Raw genomic sequence first — 14395 nt, 5'->3', positions numbered from 1 at the left:
GTCCGCCCGGAGGGCGGGAGCTCGAAGCCGGGCCCTAAGGTCGGGGCATGAACGAACTCGCGCGCCTCGTGCAGCAGACCTCCGACCGGGTGGCGGGGCGGTGCGTCGGTGTGGTGGTCGCCGGGGTGGCCGGTGGCGCCGTGGAGATCCGCGGTGCCGGGCGGACGGGTCCGGGGGGCGAAGTGCCCGGGGCCCGGACGTTGTTCGACGTCGGCTCCGTCACCAAGGTGTTCACCGCGCTCGCGCTCGCGCGGCTGGCGCTCGACGGCACGGTGCGCCTCGACGAGCCGCTCGCGGAGGTACTGCCCCGCTCTACGGCCGTCCCGTCCCGGGGCGGGGAGGCGATCACGCTCCGGCACCTCGCCACCCACACCTCAGGGCTCCCCCGGCTGCCCCGGGGCGTGCTGCTGCGCGCGCTGCTGCGGCCCGACCGGGCGGACCCGTACGCCCATTGCACCGCCGAGCGAATACTCTCCGGGCTCGGGCGGACCCGGTTGCGTTCCGCCCCCGGGCGCAACTTCCGCTACTCCAACCTCGGCGCCGGGCTGCTCGGGCTGGCCCTCGCCCACCGGGCCGGCACCACGTACGGGGAGCTGGTGGACCGCGAGGTCTGCGCACCGCTGGGGCTGACGGACACCTGCCTGCGGCCGGACGCCGACCAGTCCGCCCGGCTGGCGTCCGGCCACGCGCCGACCGGGCGCCCGGTGCCGTCCTGGGAGTTCGCGGCGCTCCCCGGCATGGGCGGGCTCCGCTCGACGGCGGCCGACCTCGCGGCGTTCCTGCGGGCGCAGTTGGCGGCCGAGGGCGAGCCGGACGCACCGCTGGCGCCGGCGATGCTGCTCGCCCGGGAGACCAGGCACCGGGTCAACCCGTCCGCCTGGACGCACCTCGGCTGGCTCGGCCACCGGCTGCACGCCCAGCAGGGCAGGCACCTGCAGTTGTGGCACAACGGGGGGACGGGTGGATCCGCCTCCTTCCTCGCGTTCGACCCGGAGCGGCAGGTGGGGGTGGTGGTGCTGGCCAACTCCCGGCGGTCGGTGGACGAGGCGGGCACGGCGCTGCTGCGGCGGCTGCAGGTGGGGCTCGGCACGGGCGGGCGCTGACGGGCGGGCTCGGCACGGGCGGGCGCTGACGGGCGGGGCCTCCCCCGCTGCCGCGACCGCCTCCTGCCGCCTCCTGCACCTCGCCTCCCCCGCCGACCGGCGCTTCGGTCGCCCCTGCCGAACGGCACCCCCTGCTGCCGGACACGCTCCGGCTGTTTCGGGCCAAAGGGTGTCGATTGGCACTGTTCCGGAGGGTGGTGGGCGATCGATCCTGGTGGTCCGACATCCGGGAGTCGTAGTTCCGGTTGGGGAGACCGTCGAGGGCGAGGAGGGCGAAGTGGCGATGCTGTGGTCGCCCGGGTGGGCGTGGCCGTTCGTGGAGAACGGACAGGGCCGTCGCAGGTCGGCCGGTCCGCTCGGGCCGGTGGTGCAGGTGCACCGGGCGTTCCGGCCGGTCCCGTGGCGGGCGCGGACATGGCTGGACACCGTGGCGGCGGTCCTGGCACTGGTGGTCTGCCTGGCGTTCGGCGAGTGGTGGCCGGCCCCCGTGGTGGCGGCCGCGGCGGTGCTGGCCGCGAACGGGTACGGCGCCCTACGGTCCGCGCCCGGGCTACGCGCCGTACGGGTCCATGAGGGCGGGCTGGCACTGGTCGGGGCGGGCGCCGGCGAGCGGCTGCTGCCGTGGGCGGGCATCGAAGCCGTCGAGCACTCCCCCGCCTCCGCCAGGTTCCCCGGCTTCCCCGGCGGGCGGCGGCGGGAGCCCGAGCGGATCCGAATATGGCCCGTCGGCGCGGCCGAGCCCCTGGTGCTGGCCCACCTGCACGGGCTGGAGGGCTTGGCGCGGGAGGCGGACGAGTTCCTGTCCCCGCACCTCCGGGCCGCACTGCACGAGGCGCTGCGCAGCGAGGGGAGCGTCCGGTTCGCCCGGGGGCGGCTGACGGTGACGGCCGGCGGGCTGGTGCACCGACCTCCGCACCCCCTGGTCGCGGCGGAGGCGTACCGGTGGGCGGAGGTGCACTCGGCCCGGGCGTCAGGCCTCGGCGAGCTGGAACTCCGGACACGGTCGGCGGGCCTGCCGCTCACCCTCCCGGTGCCCAACGCCCGTGCGGCGGCGGACTTCCTGGAGGCCGTCCGGGCCGGGGCCCGGGTCACCTTGGCGGACGCCTAGGTCTACCCTGGAGGCGGTCGGCTGGCGCAGACCGGCACCGGGCGGATCCGGCGGGCTCGTGCGGGCCCGACCGATCATCCCCTAGGGGCTACCGGGGGTCCGTCCCGCAAGGGATCAGTACATCGCTGAGTGGACGTCAGTTCGCCTGCCCGCGACCTACCGTCGCTCGTATGAGCCGACACACGAGCCGACTTCGCACCACCGCCGCGGTCGCGGCCCTGCTGGTCGCGGTGCCCCTGTCCGTCGCAGCGGCGGCACCGGCCCTGGCCGCACCCGCCGCGCCGGTCGCCGCCACTGCTGGCACCGCCGGCACGGCGAGCGCCGTCCACCTCGAACTCCCGCGCCCGACCGGGCCGTTCGCGGTCGGGCAGGAGGTCCTGCACCTGGTCGACGAGAACCGCCCGGACCCATGGGTGCCCTCCGCCGGGCCGCGCCAACTGATGGTCACGATGTACTACCCCGCCCACGCCGGGACGGGCAGCCCGGCCCCGTACATGACCGCCGCGGCCGCCCGGCTGCTGCTGGACGCCAAGCTCCCGGGCAACACCGTCCCGGCCGAGGCGGTGGCCGACACCCGGACCTGGTCCAGGACGGACGCCCGCCCCCAGGGCGGCCACTACCCGCTGGTGGTCCTCTCCCCCGGCTTCACCATGCCGCGCGCCTCGCTCAGCAGCCTCGCCGAGGACCTGGGCAGCCGCGGCTACGTGGTGGCCCTGGTCGACCACACCTACGAGAACACCGGCACCACCTTCCCGGACGGGCAGACGCTGCCCTGCGTGGAGTGCGGCCGGCTCACCACCCCCGAGGCCTGGAAAGGCCTGGACGAGAGCCGGGCGAAGGACGCCTCCTTCGTCATCGACCAGCTGACCGCCCGCCCCCACCCGGCCTGGCGCTACGCCCGCATGATCGACCGCGACCGGATCGGCATGGCCGGGCACTCCGCCGGTGGCGCGGCCAGCGTCCCGGCGCTGGTGACCGACGACCGGATCCGGGCGGGGGTGGATCTGGACGGCAGCATGGACTACGAGGTGCCCGAGTCCGGAATCGGCGGCAAGCCCTACCTGATGATCGGCCACCCGCTGCCCGACGGTGCCGAGGACACCAGCTGGACCGACAGCTGGCCCCGGCTCGACGGCTGGAAGCGGTGGCTGACCGTCGACGGCACCGACCACGGCAGCTTCACCGACTACCCGCTCTTCCTCAAGGCGCTCGGCGCGCCCCAGCCTCCGGGGACCACCATCACGGGGCAGCGCGCCGTCGAGCTCACCCGCCGGTACGTCGGGGCGTTCTTCGACCTCCAGTTGAAGGGCATCGACCAGCCGCTGCTCGACGGACCGACCGCCGCCGACCCGGAGGTCCGCTTCCACTCCTGACAGTGAGGATGTTCATGAGCGGTTCCCGGGCAGGTCTGACTCAACCTCTGACTGACCTCGGGTCCTCAACCGGATCTGTCGGCCTCGTCCGGGAGCCGCTCGTGAGCATCCGCCGGCCCGGCTTGCGTGACTTCATAAGAGCCTGGCCAGAGGCCCCTTCACTGTCCTGTCCGCCCGCCGGACCGGCGGCTGCCGCCCCACCCGGATCAATGGAGAGGACGGCGATGTCCACCATCGCACACCAGGACCGCGAGATCACCGGCGGCGTCGACACCCACAAGGACACCCACACCGCCGCCGCCATCGACTCGGCCGGACGCCCGCTGGGATCCGAGCAGTTCGAAGCCAACGCCGAGGGATACGCCCTACTCCTGGCGTGGCTGCGCTCGTTCGGCACCCTGGCCGAGCTGGCCAGGGGCAGCATGGTCAAGAAGCGCGAAGCCCTCGTCGAGGCCCTGACCGGGCAGTTCGAGGACCACCACGGCCACCTCCTCAGCGTGCTGCTCGGCACGGTCGACCACTTCACCCAGCAGCTCGGTGAACTCGACCGGCGCATCAGCGCGCTCCTCGCCGAGATGACCGGCCCGCCAGGTGACGACGGCAAGGTTCGTGGCCACGAAAGCGCCCTGACCGTCGGCTCAGGACGGCCAGCCCGTGACATGATCGGGTGCCTGGACGCGATCCCCGGCGTCGGGGCGACGACCGCGCAGATCATCCTCGCCGAGATCGGCCTGGACATGAGCCGGTTCCCCACCCCGGAGCACCTGGTCTCCTGGGCGAAGCTGTGCCCCAGGACCATCCAGTCCGGGGCCAAGAACACCACCGGTCCCTCCGGCCGGGGCAATCCCTGGCTCAAGGGTGCGCTGGGCGAAGCCGCGAACGCCGCCGCCCGCACGGACACCTTCCTCGGCGCCCGATACCGACGTCTCGTCAAACGCCGAGGCCACGCAAAGGCGCTGGTCGCCGTCGCCCGTTCGATCCTCGTCATCGCCTGGCACCTGATCAACGACTCCGACGCCCGCTACCAGGACCTCGGCGCCGACTGGCACCAACGCCACCTGAACACCGCCCGCCAAACCCGGGACCTCGTCCGCCAGCTCCAAAGCCTCGGCCACCAAGTCACCCTCGCACCCACGGCGGCCTGACCCAACCCGCTCACGCGTTCGTCCGCTCCGCTTCGCGGCCCGGACGCTGCCGCCTGCCCTGCTGAGGTTCGATTTTCCGTTCAGCATCCGGGCGCACCCGAGGGGCCGTCGGCACGCTGCCGGCGGCCCCTTCGGCTCTGTGCCCACCGCCCGGGGGCCCGGGGGGCTCCGCTACGCGGCGGAGGCGGCGGCTGCCGAGGCGATCGGTTCGAGCAGCGGGTGCGGGCGGACCAGGGCGCGGGAGACCGCGTCCTCGCGGTGACCGTCGGCCTGGGCCGGGTTGGGGCGCATGGTGACCTCGGCCGGGGGGACGGGCCCGCCGCCGCAGCCGGGGCAGGCGCCGATGAGGTCGAGGTCGGTGCCGCAGGCGCGGTGCGCGAACAGGTGGTGCGGGCCGCCCGGGGTCGCGTGCCGGCCGCCCCAGCGGCTCAACTGGTAGAGCGGGCCCCAGAGTTCGAGGCCGGTCTCGGTGAGCAGGTAGCCGTGGCGCAGCGGCGCCTGCTGGTACGGCTCCTTGCGCAGCACCCCCGCCGCGACCAGGGCGTTGAGTCGCGCGGTGAGGACGGCTCGCGGGATGCCCAGGTGGACGAGGAAGTCGTTGAAGCGCTGCACGCCGTAGAACGCGTCGCGGACGATCAACAGGCTCCAGCGCTCGCCGACCACCTCCAGGGCGCGGGCCAGTGCGCAGTCCTGCAGTTCGTAGTCCGTTCCCAGCGCCATGCGGGCCAGCGTAGTCCACGGCCGATGCGGGTTCAATGAACAGACTTTCGGTGGTAGCGTCCCACTCAAGACGAAGGTTCATTCACCAGACCCATTGGCCGCCCTCCGGAGGGAACACCCATGTCCCCCGCACCGCCTGCCCCTTCCACACTGCCTGGCCCGCTCGTCCGGGGCCGCTGGCCCGTCCGGCCGGTCCGGCCCGGTGCCACCCTGGCCGTCACGGCGGCCGCCACCGCCCTGGTCACCGTCGCGTACACCGCCCCCACCGCCTCGCTCGCGGCCACCGCCCAGGCCGCCCACCTCGGCGCCACCGGCCGCACCTGGATCCTCACCGGCACCCTCGTCGGCATCTCGGCCCTCCTGCTCACGGCCGGCAGCGCCGCCGACGACCACGGCCGCAAACGGGTCTTCACCTCCGGCGTCCTGCTGTTCGCCGCCGCCGAGGCCCTGGCCGCACTCGCCCCCGACGGCACCGTCTACCTGGCCGCCCGGATCCTGCTCGGCGCCGCCTGCGCCGCCGTCCTCGCGCCCGCACTCGGCCTGATCAGCCATGCCCACCCGGCCGGGCCGCAACGGATCCGGGCGCTCGGCGTCTGGGGCGCGGCCGTCGGCCTCGGCATCGCGGTCGGACCGGTCTACGGCGCGCTCATCCAGCAATGGGCGGGCTGGCGGGCGGTCGGCGGCGGACTCGCCGTCGTCTCGGCCGTCGTCGCCGCCTGCGCCGCCGTCCTCCTCACCGAGTCCCGGGCCGAACGGCCCCGCGCCCTGGACCCGTACGGCGTGCTCACCCTCGCCACCGGAACCACCCTGCTCATCGCCGGACTCGCGGAGGGCCGCGACGGCTGGGGGCGGGCCCCGGTGGTGACACTGCTGGTCGGCGGGGTGCTGCTGCTCGCCGCCTTCGCGGTGGTCGAGACGAAGGTCCGCGAGCCGATGCTCGACCCGGCCCTGTTCCGCAGCCCCGGCTTCCTCGCCGCAACCGGCGGCGCCCTGTTCACCGGGCTCTCCCTGGTCGGCTTCATGAGCTACCTGCCCACCCTGCTCCAGGGCGTGCTCGGCCTCTCCGGCCTGGCCGCGGGCGGCGTACTCGCCCTGTGGTCCGGCCTGTCCGTGGTCGCCGCCCTCCAGGCCCGCCGCCTGGCCGCCCACCTGTCGGCCACCACCCAGGTCGCCCTCGGTCTGCTCGTCTGCGGGCTCGGCGAGGCAGGACTGTACGGCCTCGGGCCCGACTCCTCCTGGCTCCGGCTGGCCCCCGGCCTGGCCGTGGCCGGTCTCGGCAGCGGCGTCCTCAACGCGGCCCTCGCCCGGCTGGCGGTCAGCAGCGTCCCCGCCCACCGCGCGGCCATGGGCTCGGGCGCCAACAACACCTCCCGCTACCTCGGCTCCGCCCTCGGCGTCGCCGCGACGGTCGCCGTCGCCTCCTCCGCCCACCCCCACACCCCCGGCCCCGAGGCCGCCGCCCAGGCCCTCGCCACCGGCACCGACCGCGCGGTCCTGCTCGCCGCCACCCTCTGCCTCCTCGGCGCAACCCTCGCCCTCACCGCCCGCCACGCCGAACGCCGCACCCAGGCCGGAGCCCAGACCCCATGACCGGGCGCCCACACAGGAAGTCGGCCCCGCCGACTTCCCACACAGCCCACCCGGCCGCCTTGCCCCGCCACAACCAACACAAGAACTCGACCCGGCCGACTTTCCATGCGCGCCGACGCCCCAACAGGAGCCAGCCAACCGCCCTCGGCTGCAAGAACCACCTGGCCCCGCCGACTTCCCACTCACACCACCTAGCCACCTGGAGTAGGTAAGGCAGCTTGGCCCCGCTACAACCGGCCCAAGAAGTCGAAACCGCCGACCTCCCGGACACAGCCGCCGAATGCACACTCCGCCAGGGCCAAGGCCCATGGAAAGTCGCCCCGGCCGACTTTCCATGCGCGCCGACGTCCCAACGCGAGCCAGCCGACCGCCCTCGGCTGCAAGAACCGCCTGGCCCCGCCGCACGGCCGACACAGGAAGTCGAACCCGCCGACTTCCCACGCACACCCACCGGACAGGCGCCGGGCAACTCCTGCCCACGGCGACTACAGCAGCCCGGCCGGAACGCAGGCCGCGCAGGAAGTCGATCCGGCTGACCTCCTACGCAGACCAACCAGCCACCTGGAACGGGAAGGCCGCTTGGCCCCGCCACAACCAACACAAGAAGTCGACCCGGCCGACTTTCCATACGCGCCGACGCCCCGACGCGAACCAGCCGACCGCCCTCGGCCGCAAGGCCATCTGGTCCCGCGGCCGACACAGGAAGTCGAACCCGCCGACTTCCCACGCACACCCACCAGACAGGCACGGGGCAACTCCTGCCCACGGCGACTACAGCAGCCCGACCGGAACGCAGGCCGCGCAGGAAGTCGAACCGGCTGACTTCCTGTGCGGGGTCGGGGCCTGCCATGGGGGGTCAGTCGTTGGGGGTGGGGGCTTCCTCGGTGGGGGGCTCGTCGGAGAGGTCTTCGGGCTGGTCATCGGTGGGCTCGTCGGGGTCGGTGAATCCTCCGCCGAAGTCGGGCATGGGGACTCCTCCAGGTCGTCGGGGCGTGTGGGTGAGCGGGCTCGGTCCGAGGATCGCAGGGGTTCCCCGGGCTCCGACAGACGTCTGCCCAACTTCGTTCGGCTGCCGGAGCGTTGCCGCGGGTGAGCGGGGAGCCAGGGGTGCGGGTGACGCCCGGTGCCGGATCGGGTACAGCCCGCTCGCACGGGTCGGCGGCGGCCACGAGGGGCGGCGCGCGGGGGCTGCGTGCGAGGATGGCAGGGCTGGTGGGAACGATCTCCGGGCGGTTCTCTGGCCATGGTGGACGATGACGCGCAACGCCGGGGGGAGCCGCAGCACGGCGCCCTGCTGATGGTGCCGATCGCCACGGCGCTGATCGAGGCCGACGGGCGGATCCTGCACTGGAGCGGCGACGCGGAGGCACTGCTCGGTTACCGTGCGGACGAGGCCGTGGGGGCGAAGGCCGCCCGGCTGCTGACCTCGGACGAGCACCGGCCGGAGGTGCTGGAGCTGTTCCGGGAGATCCTGGCGGGCCGCGAGTGGTCCGGGGTGTTCCCGGTGCGGCACCGGGACGGGCACCTGGTGAACCTGGAGTTCCGGACCCATCCGGTCCGGGGGCCCGGCGGGGAGCCGCTGGTGCTGGCGGTGGCGTCGGAGGTGACGACGCTGCGCCGGATCCAGGCGGACCTGGCCGTGCTGGACGGTTTCTTCACCCAGTCCCCGGTCGGCATGGCGGTGTTCGACACCGGTCTGCGCTACGTGCGGCTGAACGAGGCCCTGGCGGTGGCGAACGGTCTGGCCGTGCCCGAGCACCTGGGCCGCCGGCTCACCGAGGTGCTGCCCGGGATCAACGGGGACGAGGCCGAGGCGGTGATGCGGCAGGTGCTGTCGACCGGCCGGCCGGTGGTGGACTTCCGTACCCAGGGCCGTACGCCGGGGGATCCGCAGCGGGACCGGGCCTGGTCCGCCTCGTACTTCCGGCTGGCGGACCGGAGCGGGCGGGTGCTCGGGGTGAGCGCGACCATCATCGACGTCACCGAGCGCTACCGGGCCGATGCCCGGGCGGCGAGGGCGCAGGAGCGGCTGTCGCTGCTGGTCGACGCGACCGCCTCGATCGGCACCACGCTGGACCTGCGGCAGACGGCCCGGGAGCTGGCGGACGCGATGGTGCCCCGGGTCGCCGACATCAGCGGGGTGTTCGCGCTGGAGGCGCTGATCGCCGGGCGCAACGTCGAGCCGCCCGCCCCGGACGCGGCCCAGCTGGTGCGCCGGCTGGCGCTGGCCACCACGGATCCGCTGTACCCGGCCGACGCGTTGCCGGTGGACTCGGTGTACGAGCTGACCGCGGACTCCCCGTACGCCCGGGCGCTGATCACCGGGCGGACGGTGGTGGTGCCGTCCTGGGAGCTGTCGCCGCTGGCCGACGCGCTCAGCGAGAGCCGTCGCCGGGCGTTCCTGGGCGACCGGCCGCGCTCGGTGCGGATCACCCCGCTGGTGGCGCGGGGCACGACGCTCGGCATGGTGGTCTACTCGCGGCGCGGCGAGCGGGAGTCCTTCGCGGAGGCGGACATCACGCTCGGCGACGAATTGGCCTCGCGCGCGGCCGTCGCGATCGACAACGCCCGGCTGTACCTGCGCCAGCACCAGACGGTGCTGGCCCGGCAGCAGGCGTTGCGCGAGGCGAAGGCCGCGCAGGAGCGGCTGGCGCTGGTGAACACGGCCTCCGCCCGGATCGGGACCACGCTCGATCTCGACCGCACCGCCCACGAGTTGGCCGAGGTGGCGACGCCCCGGCTGGCGGACACGGTGGTGGTGGAGGTGCTGGAGGAGCTGGTGCGGGGCGAGCGCGAGCCGCGCGCCCCGGCGGACGGTTCGGCGCTGCTGCGGCGGATGGCGTTCCACTCGGTGCGCGGTTCCACCCTGGCGCCGATCGCCCGACTGGGCGGGGTGCACCGGTTCCAGCCCGGTTCGCCGTACGCGTGGAGCCTGGCGCACCGCAGGCCGGTGCTGGTGCCGCGGATGGACGAGGAGGGGCTGGCCTGGTTCGCCGACGATCCGGTGCGCACGGCCGCGGTGCGGGAGCAGAACGTGCGCTCGTTCATGGTCGTCCCGCTGATCGCGCGCGGCAATCCGGTCGGTGTCGCGGGCTTCTACCGGACGCTGGTGGAGCGCCCGTACGAGGAGGAGGACCTGGCGCTGGCCGGGGAGTTGGCCGTACGCGCGGCGGTGTCGATCGACAACGCGCTGCTGTTCACCCGGGAGCGGGACGCGGCCGCGGCCCGGCAGCGGGCGCTGGACGAGGCCTGGGCCGCCCAGCAGCGGCTGGGCCTGTTGAACGAGGCCAGCAACCGGATCGGCACCACGCTCGATCTGCACCGCACCGCACGGGAGTTGGTGGAGGTGGTGATCCCGCGCTTCGCCGACTTCGTGACGGTGGACCTGCGCGACGCGGTGCTCGGCGGCGAGGAGCCCGGGCCGGTGCCGAGGGACGGGCCGGTGCTGATGCGGGCGGTGGCGGTCGGCGAGTCGGCGCCGGACGGCAGCATGACGGCGGCCGCGGACCAGGTCGGCGAGACCTCGCAGTCGGCCGAGGTGTACGCGCAGAGCCTGCGGACCCGGCGCTCGATCCTGGTCTCCGAGGTGACGGAGCAGGAACTGCGGCGGATCGTCGCCTCCCCCGACCGGGTGGAGCCGGGGCTGGCCGCCGGGGTGCACTCCTACCTGATGGTGCCGCTGGTGGCGCGCGGACTGGTGCTCGGCGGCGCGGAGTTCGTCCGCACCCACAATCCGGCGCCGTTCGGACCGGCGGACCGTTCGCTGGCCGAGGAGCTGGCCGCCCGCACCGCACTGGCGATCGACAACGCCCGGCTCTACCGCCGGGAGCGGGACACCGCTCTGACCCTCCAGCGCAGCCTGCTGCCGCAGGAGATCCACCGCACCCTCGGCCTGGAGCTGGCCTACCGATACCTGCCGAGCAGCGTGGTGAGCGAGGTCGGCGGCGACTGGTTCGACGTGGTGCCGCTGTCCTCCGGCCGGGTCGCCCTGATCGTCGGCGACGTGATGGGCCACGGCATCCGGGCCGCCGCCACCATGGGCCAACTACGGACGGTGGCACGGACGTTGATCACCCTGGAGCTCAACCCGGTACGAGTCCTGCACCGACTGGACGAGGCCACCTCGGCGCTCGGCGAGGGACAGTTCGCGACCTGCGTCTGCGTGGTCTACGACCCGGCGGACCGCAGCTGCACCGCCGCCTGCGCCGGCCACCTGCCGCCCGTCGTCGCCGACACCGAGGGCAACGCCCACCTGGTCGAACTGCCGCCCGGCGCTCCGCTGGGCGTGGGTGGAGTCCCGTTCGAGAGCGTCGAGTTCACCCTCCCCGAGCAGGCCATCCTGACCCTCTACACCGACGGACTGGTCGAGCGCCGGGGCCACGACCTGGACGAGGGGCTGGAGTTGCTCTGCCGCACGGTCGCCGACCGGCGCCGCTCGCTGGAGCAGACCTGCGACGCCGTCCTGACCCGGCTCACCGGGCGCACCCAGGAGGACGACATCGCCGTCATCATGGCGCAGGTCCGCCCGGCCGGCGCCGACCGGATCGCCGTCCTGCCGCTCACCGGCGACCACGCGATGGTCGCCCACTCCCGGCGCTTCACCCGCGAGACGCTCACCGCCTGGGGCCTGGCCTCGCTCACCGACTGGGCCGAGCTGCTCACCAGCGAGCTGATCACCAACGCCCTGGTGCACGCCGGATCGCCCGTCCAGCTAAGGCTGTTCTGCAACCGGGTGCTCACCGTCGAGGTCGCGGACCGGGAGAGCGAGACGCCCCGGATCCGGCGCGCCCGCAGCGAGGACGAGGGCGGCCGCGGCATCCACCTGGTCAACGAGCTGGCGCACCGCTGGGGCAGCCGCCGGACCACGGACGGCAAGGTGGTCTGGTTCGAGCTGGAACTGCCGCCGGACTACCCGCCGCCTGCGTGAACAACCACGGGTTGTCGGCCCGGGGCGGGCGTTGTTGGCCCCCGGGGCGGCCGCCGGGCTTTGCTGGTGCCACGGCCGGCAGCCCGACCGGACGGAACGACGAGCCACAGGAGCCCACCATGCCGCAGAGCGATGCCCGCACCGTCGTCACCGAGTACGTCACCCGGCTGGCCGCAGGCGAACTCGACGCCGCCGTCGCCCTGTTCGCCGAGGACGCCACCTGGACCTACCCGGGCGACCTGGCGCTCTCCCGTACCTGGCGAGGCAAGCAGGAGATCTTCGGCGACTTCCTCGGCCAGGTCGGCACCCTCTTCGCCTCCGACGGCCTGCCGAGCCTCACCCTCACCGGCGTCCTCGCCGACGGCCCGCAGGCGGTGGCCGAGTGGACCGCCGTCGGGACGGCCGCCAACGGTGCCCGCTACGAGAACCACTGCCTGGGCGTGTTCACCGTCGAGAACGGGCTGATCACCGCCGTCCGCGAGTACCTGGACACCCACCACGTGGCGCGGACCCTGCTGGCCTGAGCCCCTGCCGGCCGGGCGACCGACAGTCGGCCGCGGCACCGGCTCAGTCCGGCAGCAGCAGGTTGACGTCCCCGAACTCGTGCCACAGGTAGCGCTGTTGCACGGCCGCGCGGTAGCAGGCCGCCAGCAGTGGACGGCCCGCGACGGCGGCCAGCATCAGCAGGTGCGAGGCGCGCGGCTCGTGCCAGCCGGTGAGCAGGCCGTCCACCGCGCGCACGCCGCGTTCCGGGGTGATCACCAACTCCGTCCAGCCGTCCGCCTCCTGGAGCGTGCCGTCCGGCGCGACCGCCGACTCCAGGGCGCGGACCACGGTGGTGCCGACGGCGATCACCCGGCCGCCCTCGGCCCGGACGTGACCGACCAGCCGGGCGGTGGCCGCCGGGACGTGGAATCGCTCCGCGTACGGGGCCTCGTGCGCCTCCGGCGAGGCCACCCCGGTGTGCAGGGTGACCGGAGCGACCAGCACGCCCCGACCGGCCAGCCGCGCCACCGAGTCCGGCGTGAACGGGCGTGCGGCGCTGGGCATTTCGCTGCTGCCGGGGACGGTCGCGAAGACCGTCCGGTAGGCCTCGATCGGCCAGTCGCGGTCCACGTAGCCGTACCGGATCGCCCGGCCGTGCCTGTCCAGGTACGACAACAGGGGCTCGGGCAGGGACAGTTCGGCGTACCAGAGGCGGGCGGTGAAGGGCTGCACCAGGACGGCCCCGCCGCCCGCCGGCAGGGCGACGCACAGGCCCGGGCGGGCCGGGGACTCCTCCGGCGGGTAGTAGGCCGCGGCCGCACCGGGCACGGACCGACGCAACTCGACCAGGTAGGAGCCCCGTCGGTCGGGCTGGGCGGAGGACAGGTGCAGCGCGACCGGGGTGCCGTCGGGCAGTCGGCCGGGGAGGGCGGCCGGGACGGTGGCCGAGTTGTTCACCACCAGGAGGTCCCCCGGGCGCAGCACCTCGGGCAGCTCGGTGAAGCGGTGGTGCTCGACGGCGCCGGTGTCGCGCCGGCCGACCAGCATCCGCACGCCGTCCCGGGCCGTGCCGCGGGCCTCCGCCGGTTCGCGGGCGGAGAGTTCGGGCGGGACGGTCACATCGAGGCCCAGCGCGGCCAGGGTGGTCATCGCCCGCTCCGACCGAGGGCAGGGGCGGGGACGGCGGCCAGGTCCTCGGCGCGGTAGCGGCCGGACGGCGTGCGGTGGTGCAGCAGGCCGAGCAGCAGCGGGGCGACCTGTTCGGGCAGCGGCTCGCCGGAGATGTCCTCACCGGGACTGGCCTCCTGCAGCATCGCGGTGCGCATGCTGCCCGGGTCGACCGCCCAGACCCGCAACTCCGGCTCCTCCCGGGCGAGTACGGCGGTGGCCTGGTCGAGCGCCGCCTTGCTGGCACCGTAGCCGCCCCAACCGAGGTAGGGCTCCACGGCGGCGTCCGAGCTGATGTTCAGCACGGCCCCGGCGTGGGTGCGCAGTTGCGGCAGGACGAGCTGGGTGAGGGCGAGCGGGGCAAGCGCGTTGACCTCGAAGAGTTCCAGCAGGTCCGGCAGCGGGAAGTCGGCCATCCGGGGCAGCGGTTCGGCGCCGGGCGCGGTGGCGCCGTTGAGCGAACCGGCGTTGTTGATCAGGAGGCTCGCGCCGCCGAGGCGGTCGGCGGCCGCGGCGAGGTGGGCCCGGTGGTCGTCGTCGACGATCGAACCCGGCAGGGCGACGACCTCGGTCAGGGCGGACAGTTCGGCCGCGGCCCCGGCGAGTGCGGTCGCGCCCCGGGCGGTGACCACCAGCCGCCAGCCCTCGGCGGCGAGGGCGCGGGCGAGGGCCAGCCCGAGGCCGCGGGAGGCACCGGTGACCAGGGCGACGGGAGCGGAATCGGTGTGCTGCGCTGCGTTCATGGCCCAACCATCGCGCCACCGGGCGGGCGGCGG

The 14395-nt window shown here is 74.4% G+C and carries 10 protein-coding genes; 7 read left to right on the top strand and 3 right to left on the bottom strand.

Going from position 1 to position 14395, the window contains the following annotated elements; translation table 11 throughout:
- The first annotated feature begins 47 nt into the window (after nt 1-47).
- The 4 genes from ACFXPX_RS02145 to ACFXPX_RS02130 all read left to right on the top strand — a co-directional run bounded on the left by ACFXPX_RS02145 (nt 48) and on the right by ACFXPX_RS02130 (nt 4729).
- Nucleotides 48-1103, top strand: coding sequence for a serine hydrolase domain-containing protein (locus tag ACFXPX_RS02145; RefSeq protein WP_380521412.1), 1056 nt, complete (start codon nt 48-50; stop codon nt 1101-1103).
- Nucleotides 1104-1380: 277 nt separating this feature from the next.
- Nucleotides 1381-2211, top strand: a complete 831-nt coding sequence (locus tag ACFXPX_RS02140) for a hypothetical protein (protein WP_380521414.1) — start codon at nt 1381-1383, stop codon at nt 2209-2211.
- 170 nt (nt 2212-2381) lie between these two features.
- Nucleotides 2382-3584 (top strand): alpha/beta hydrolase family protein, encoded by a 1203-nt coding sequence (locus ACFXPX_RS02135; protein WP_380639244.1) that lies wholly within the window; start codon nt 2382-2384, stop codon nt 3582-3584.
- Nucleotides 3585-3808: 224 nt separating this feature from the next.
- Nucleotides 3809-4729: a transposase gene (locus ACFXPX_RS02130; RefSeq protein ID WP_380639242.1), complete on the top strand. Its 921-nt coding sequence runs from the start codon at nt 3809-3811 to the stop codon at nt 4727-4729.
- A 171-nt stretch (nt 4730-4900) separates the two neighbouring features.
- Here the strand turns inward: ACFXPX_RS02130 and ACFXPX_RS02125 are convergent, their stop codons facing one another.
- Nucleotides 4901-5449, bottom strand: a complete 549-nt coding sequence (locus tag ACFXPX_RS02125) for a winged helix-turn-helix transcriptional regulator (RefSeq protein ID WP_380587907.1) — start codon at nt 5447-5449, stop codon at nt 4901-4903.
- Between the two features lie 120 nt (nt 5450-5569).
- Between ACFXPX_RS02125 and ACFXPX_RS02120 the strand changes: the two genes are divergently transcribed.
- From ACFXPX_RS02120 to ACFXPX_RS02110, 3 genes are all read left to right on the top strand, one after another.
- Nucleotides 5570-7039: an MFS transporter gene (locus tag ACFXPX_RS02120; RefSeq protein WP_380639240.1), complete on the top strand. Its 1470-nt coding sequence runs from the start codon at nt 5570-5572 to the stop codon at nt 7037-7039.
- 1243 nt (nt 7040-8282) lie between these two features.
- On the top strand, nt 8283-11966 hold the full coding sequence (locus ACFXPX_RS02115) for a SpoIIE family protein phosphatase (protein ID WP_380639238.1): 3684 nt from the start codon (nt 8283-8285) through the stop codon (nt 11964-11966).
- A 119-nt stretch (nt 11967-12085) separates the two neighbouring features.
- Complete coding sequence (locus tag ACFXPX_RS02110) at nt 12086-12490, top strand: nuclear transport factor 2 family protein (protein ID WP_380521425.1); 405 nt, start codon at nt 12086-12088, stop codon at nt 12488-12490.
- A gap of 43 nt (nt 12491-12533) precedes the next feature.
- Here ACFXPX_RS02110 and ACFXPX_RS02105 read toward each other — a convergent pair whose 3' ends face one another.
- Nucleotides 12534-13601, bottom strand: coding sequence for an S-adenosylmethionine:tRNA ribosyltransferase-isomerase (locus ACFXPX_RS02105; RefSeq protein WP_380639236.1), 1068 nt, complete (start codon nt 13599-13601; stop codon nt 12534-12536).
- Complete coding sequence (locus ACFXPX_RS02100; protein ID WP_380521429.1) at nt 13598-14362, bottom strand: SDR family NAD(P)-dependent oxidoreductase; 765 nt, start codon at nt 14360-14362, stop codon at nt 13598-13600. The genes ACFXPX_RS02105 and ACFXPX_RS02100 overlap by 4 nt, the downstream gene beginning before the upstream one ends.
- Between the last annotated feature and the right edge of the window lie 33 nt (nt 14363-14395).

The sequence above is a fragment of the Kitasatospora sp. NPDC059146 genome, from assembly GCF_042786665.1.
In the GTDB taxonomy this organism is placed as follows: domain Bacteria; phylum Actinomycetota; class Actinomycetes; order Streptomycetales; family Streptomycetaceae; genus Kitasatospora.
This window is presented reverse-complemented; position numbering and strand designations above follow the sequence as displayed.

Bases quoted from the DNA above. Each gene is read 5' to 3' on its own strand.
- ACFXPX_RS02100 (WP_380521429.1), bottom strand. From the start codon at position 14,362: ATGAACGCAGCGCAGCACACCGATTCCGCTCCCGTCGCCCTGGTCACC.
- ACFXPX_RS02130 (WP_380639242.1), top strand. From the start codon at position 3,809: ATGTCCACCATCGCACACCAGGACCGCGAGATCACCGGCGGCGTCGAC.
- ACFXPX_RS02105 (WP_380639236.1), bottom strand. From the start codon at position 13,601: ATGACCACCCTGGCCGCGCTGGGCCTCGATGTGACCGTCCCGCCCGAA.
- ACFXPX_RS02115 (WP_380639238.1), top strand. From the start codon at position 8,283: ATGGTGGACGATGACGCGCAACGCCGGGGGGAGCCGCAGCACGGCGCC.
- ACFXPX_RS02110 (WP_380521425.1), top strand. From the start codon at position 12,086: ATGCCGCAGAGCGATGCCCGCACCGTCGTCACCGAGTACGTCACCCGG.
- ACFXPX_RS02145 (WP_380521412.1), top strand. From the start codon at position 48: ATGAACGAACTCGCGCGCCTCGTGCAGCAGACCTCCGACCGGGTGGCG.
- ACFXPX_RS02135 (WP_380639244.1), top strand. From the start codon at position 2,382: ATGAGCCGACACACGAGCCGACTTCGCACCACCGCCGCGGTCGCGGCC.
- ACFXPX_RS02120 (WP_380639240.1), top strand. From the start codon at position 5,570: ATGTCCCCCGCACCGCCTGCCCCTTCCACACTGCCTGGCCCGCTCGTC.
- ACFXPX_RS02125 (WP_380587907.1), bottom strand. From the start codon at position 5,449: ATGGCGCTGGGAACGGACTACGAACTGCAGGACTGCGCACTGGCCCGC.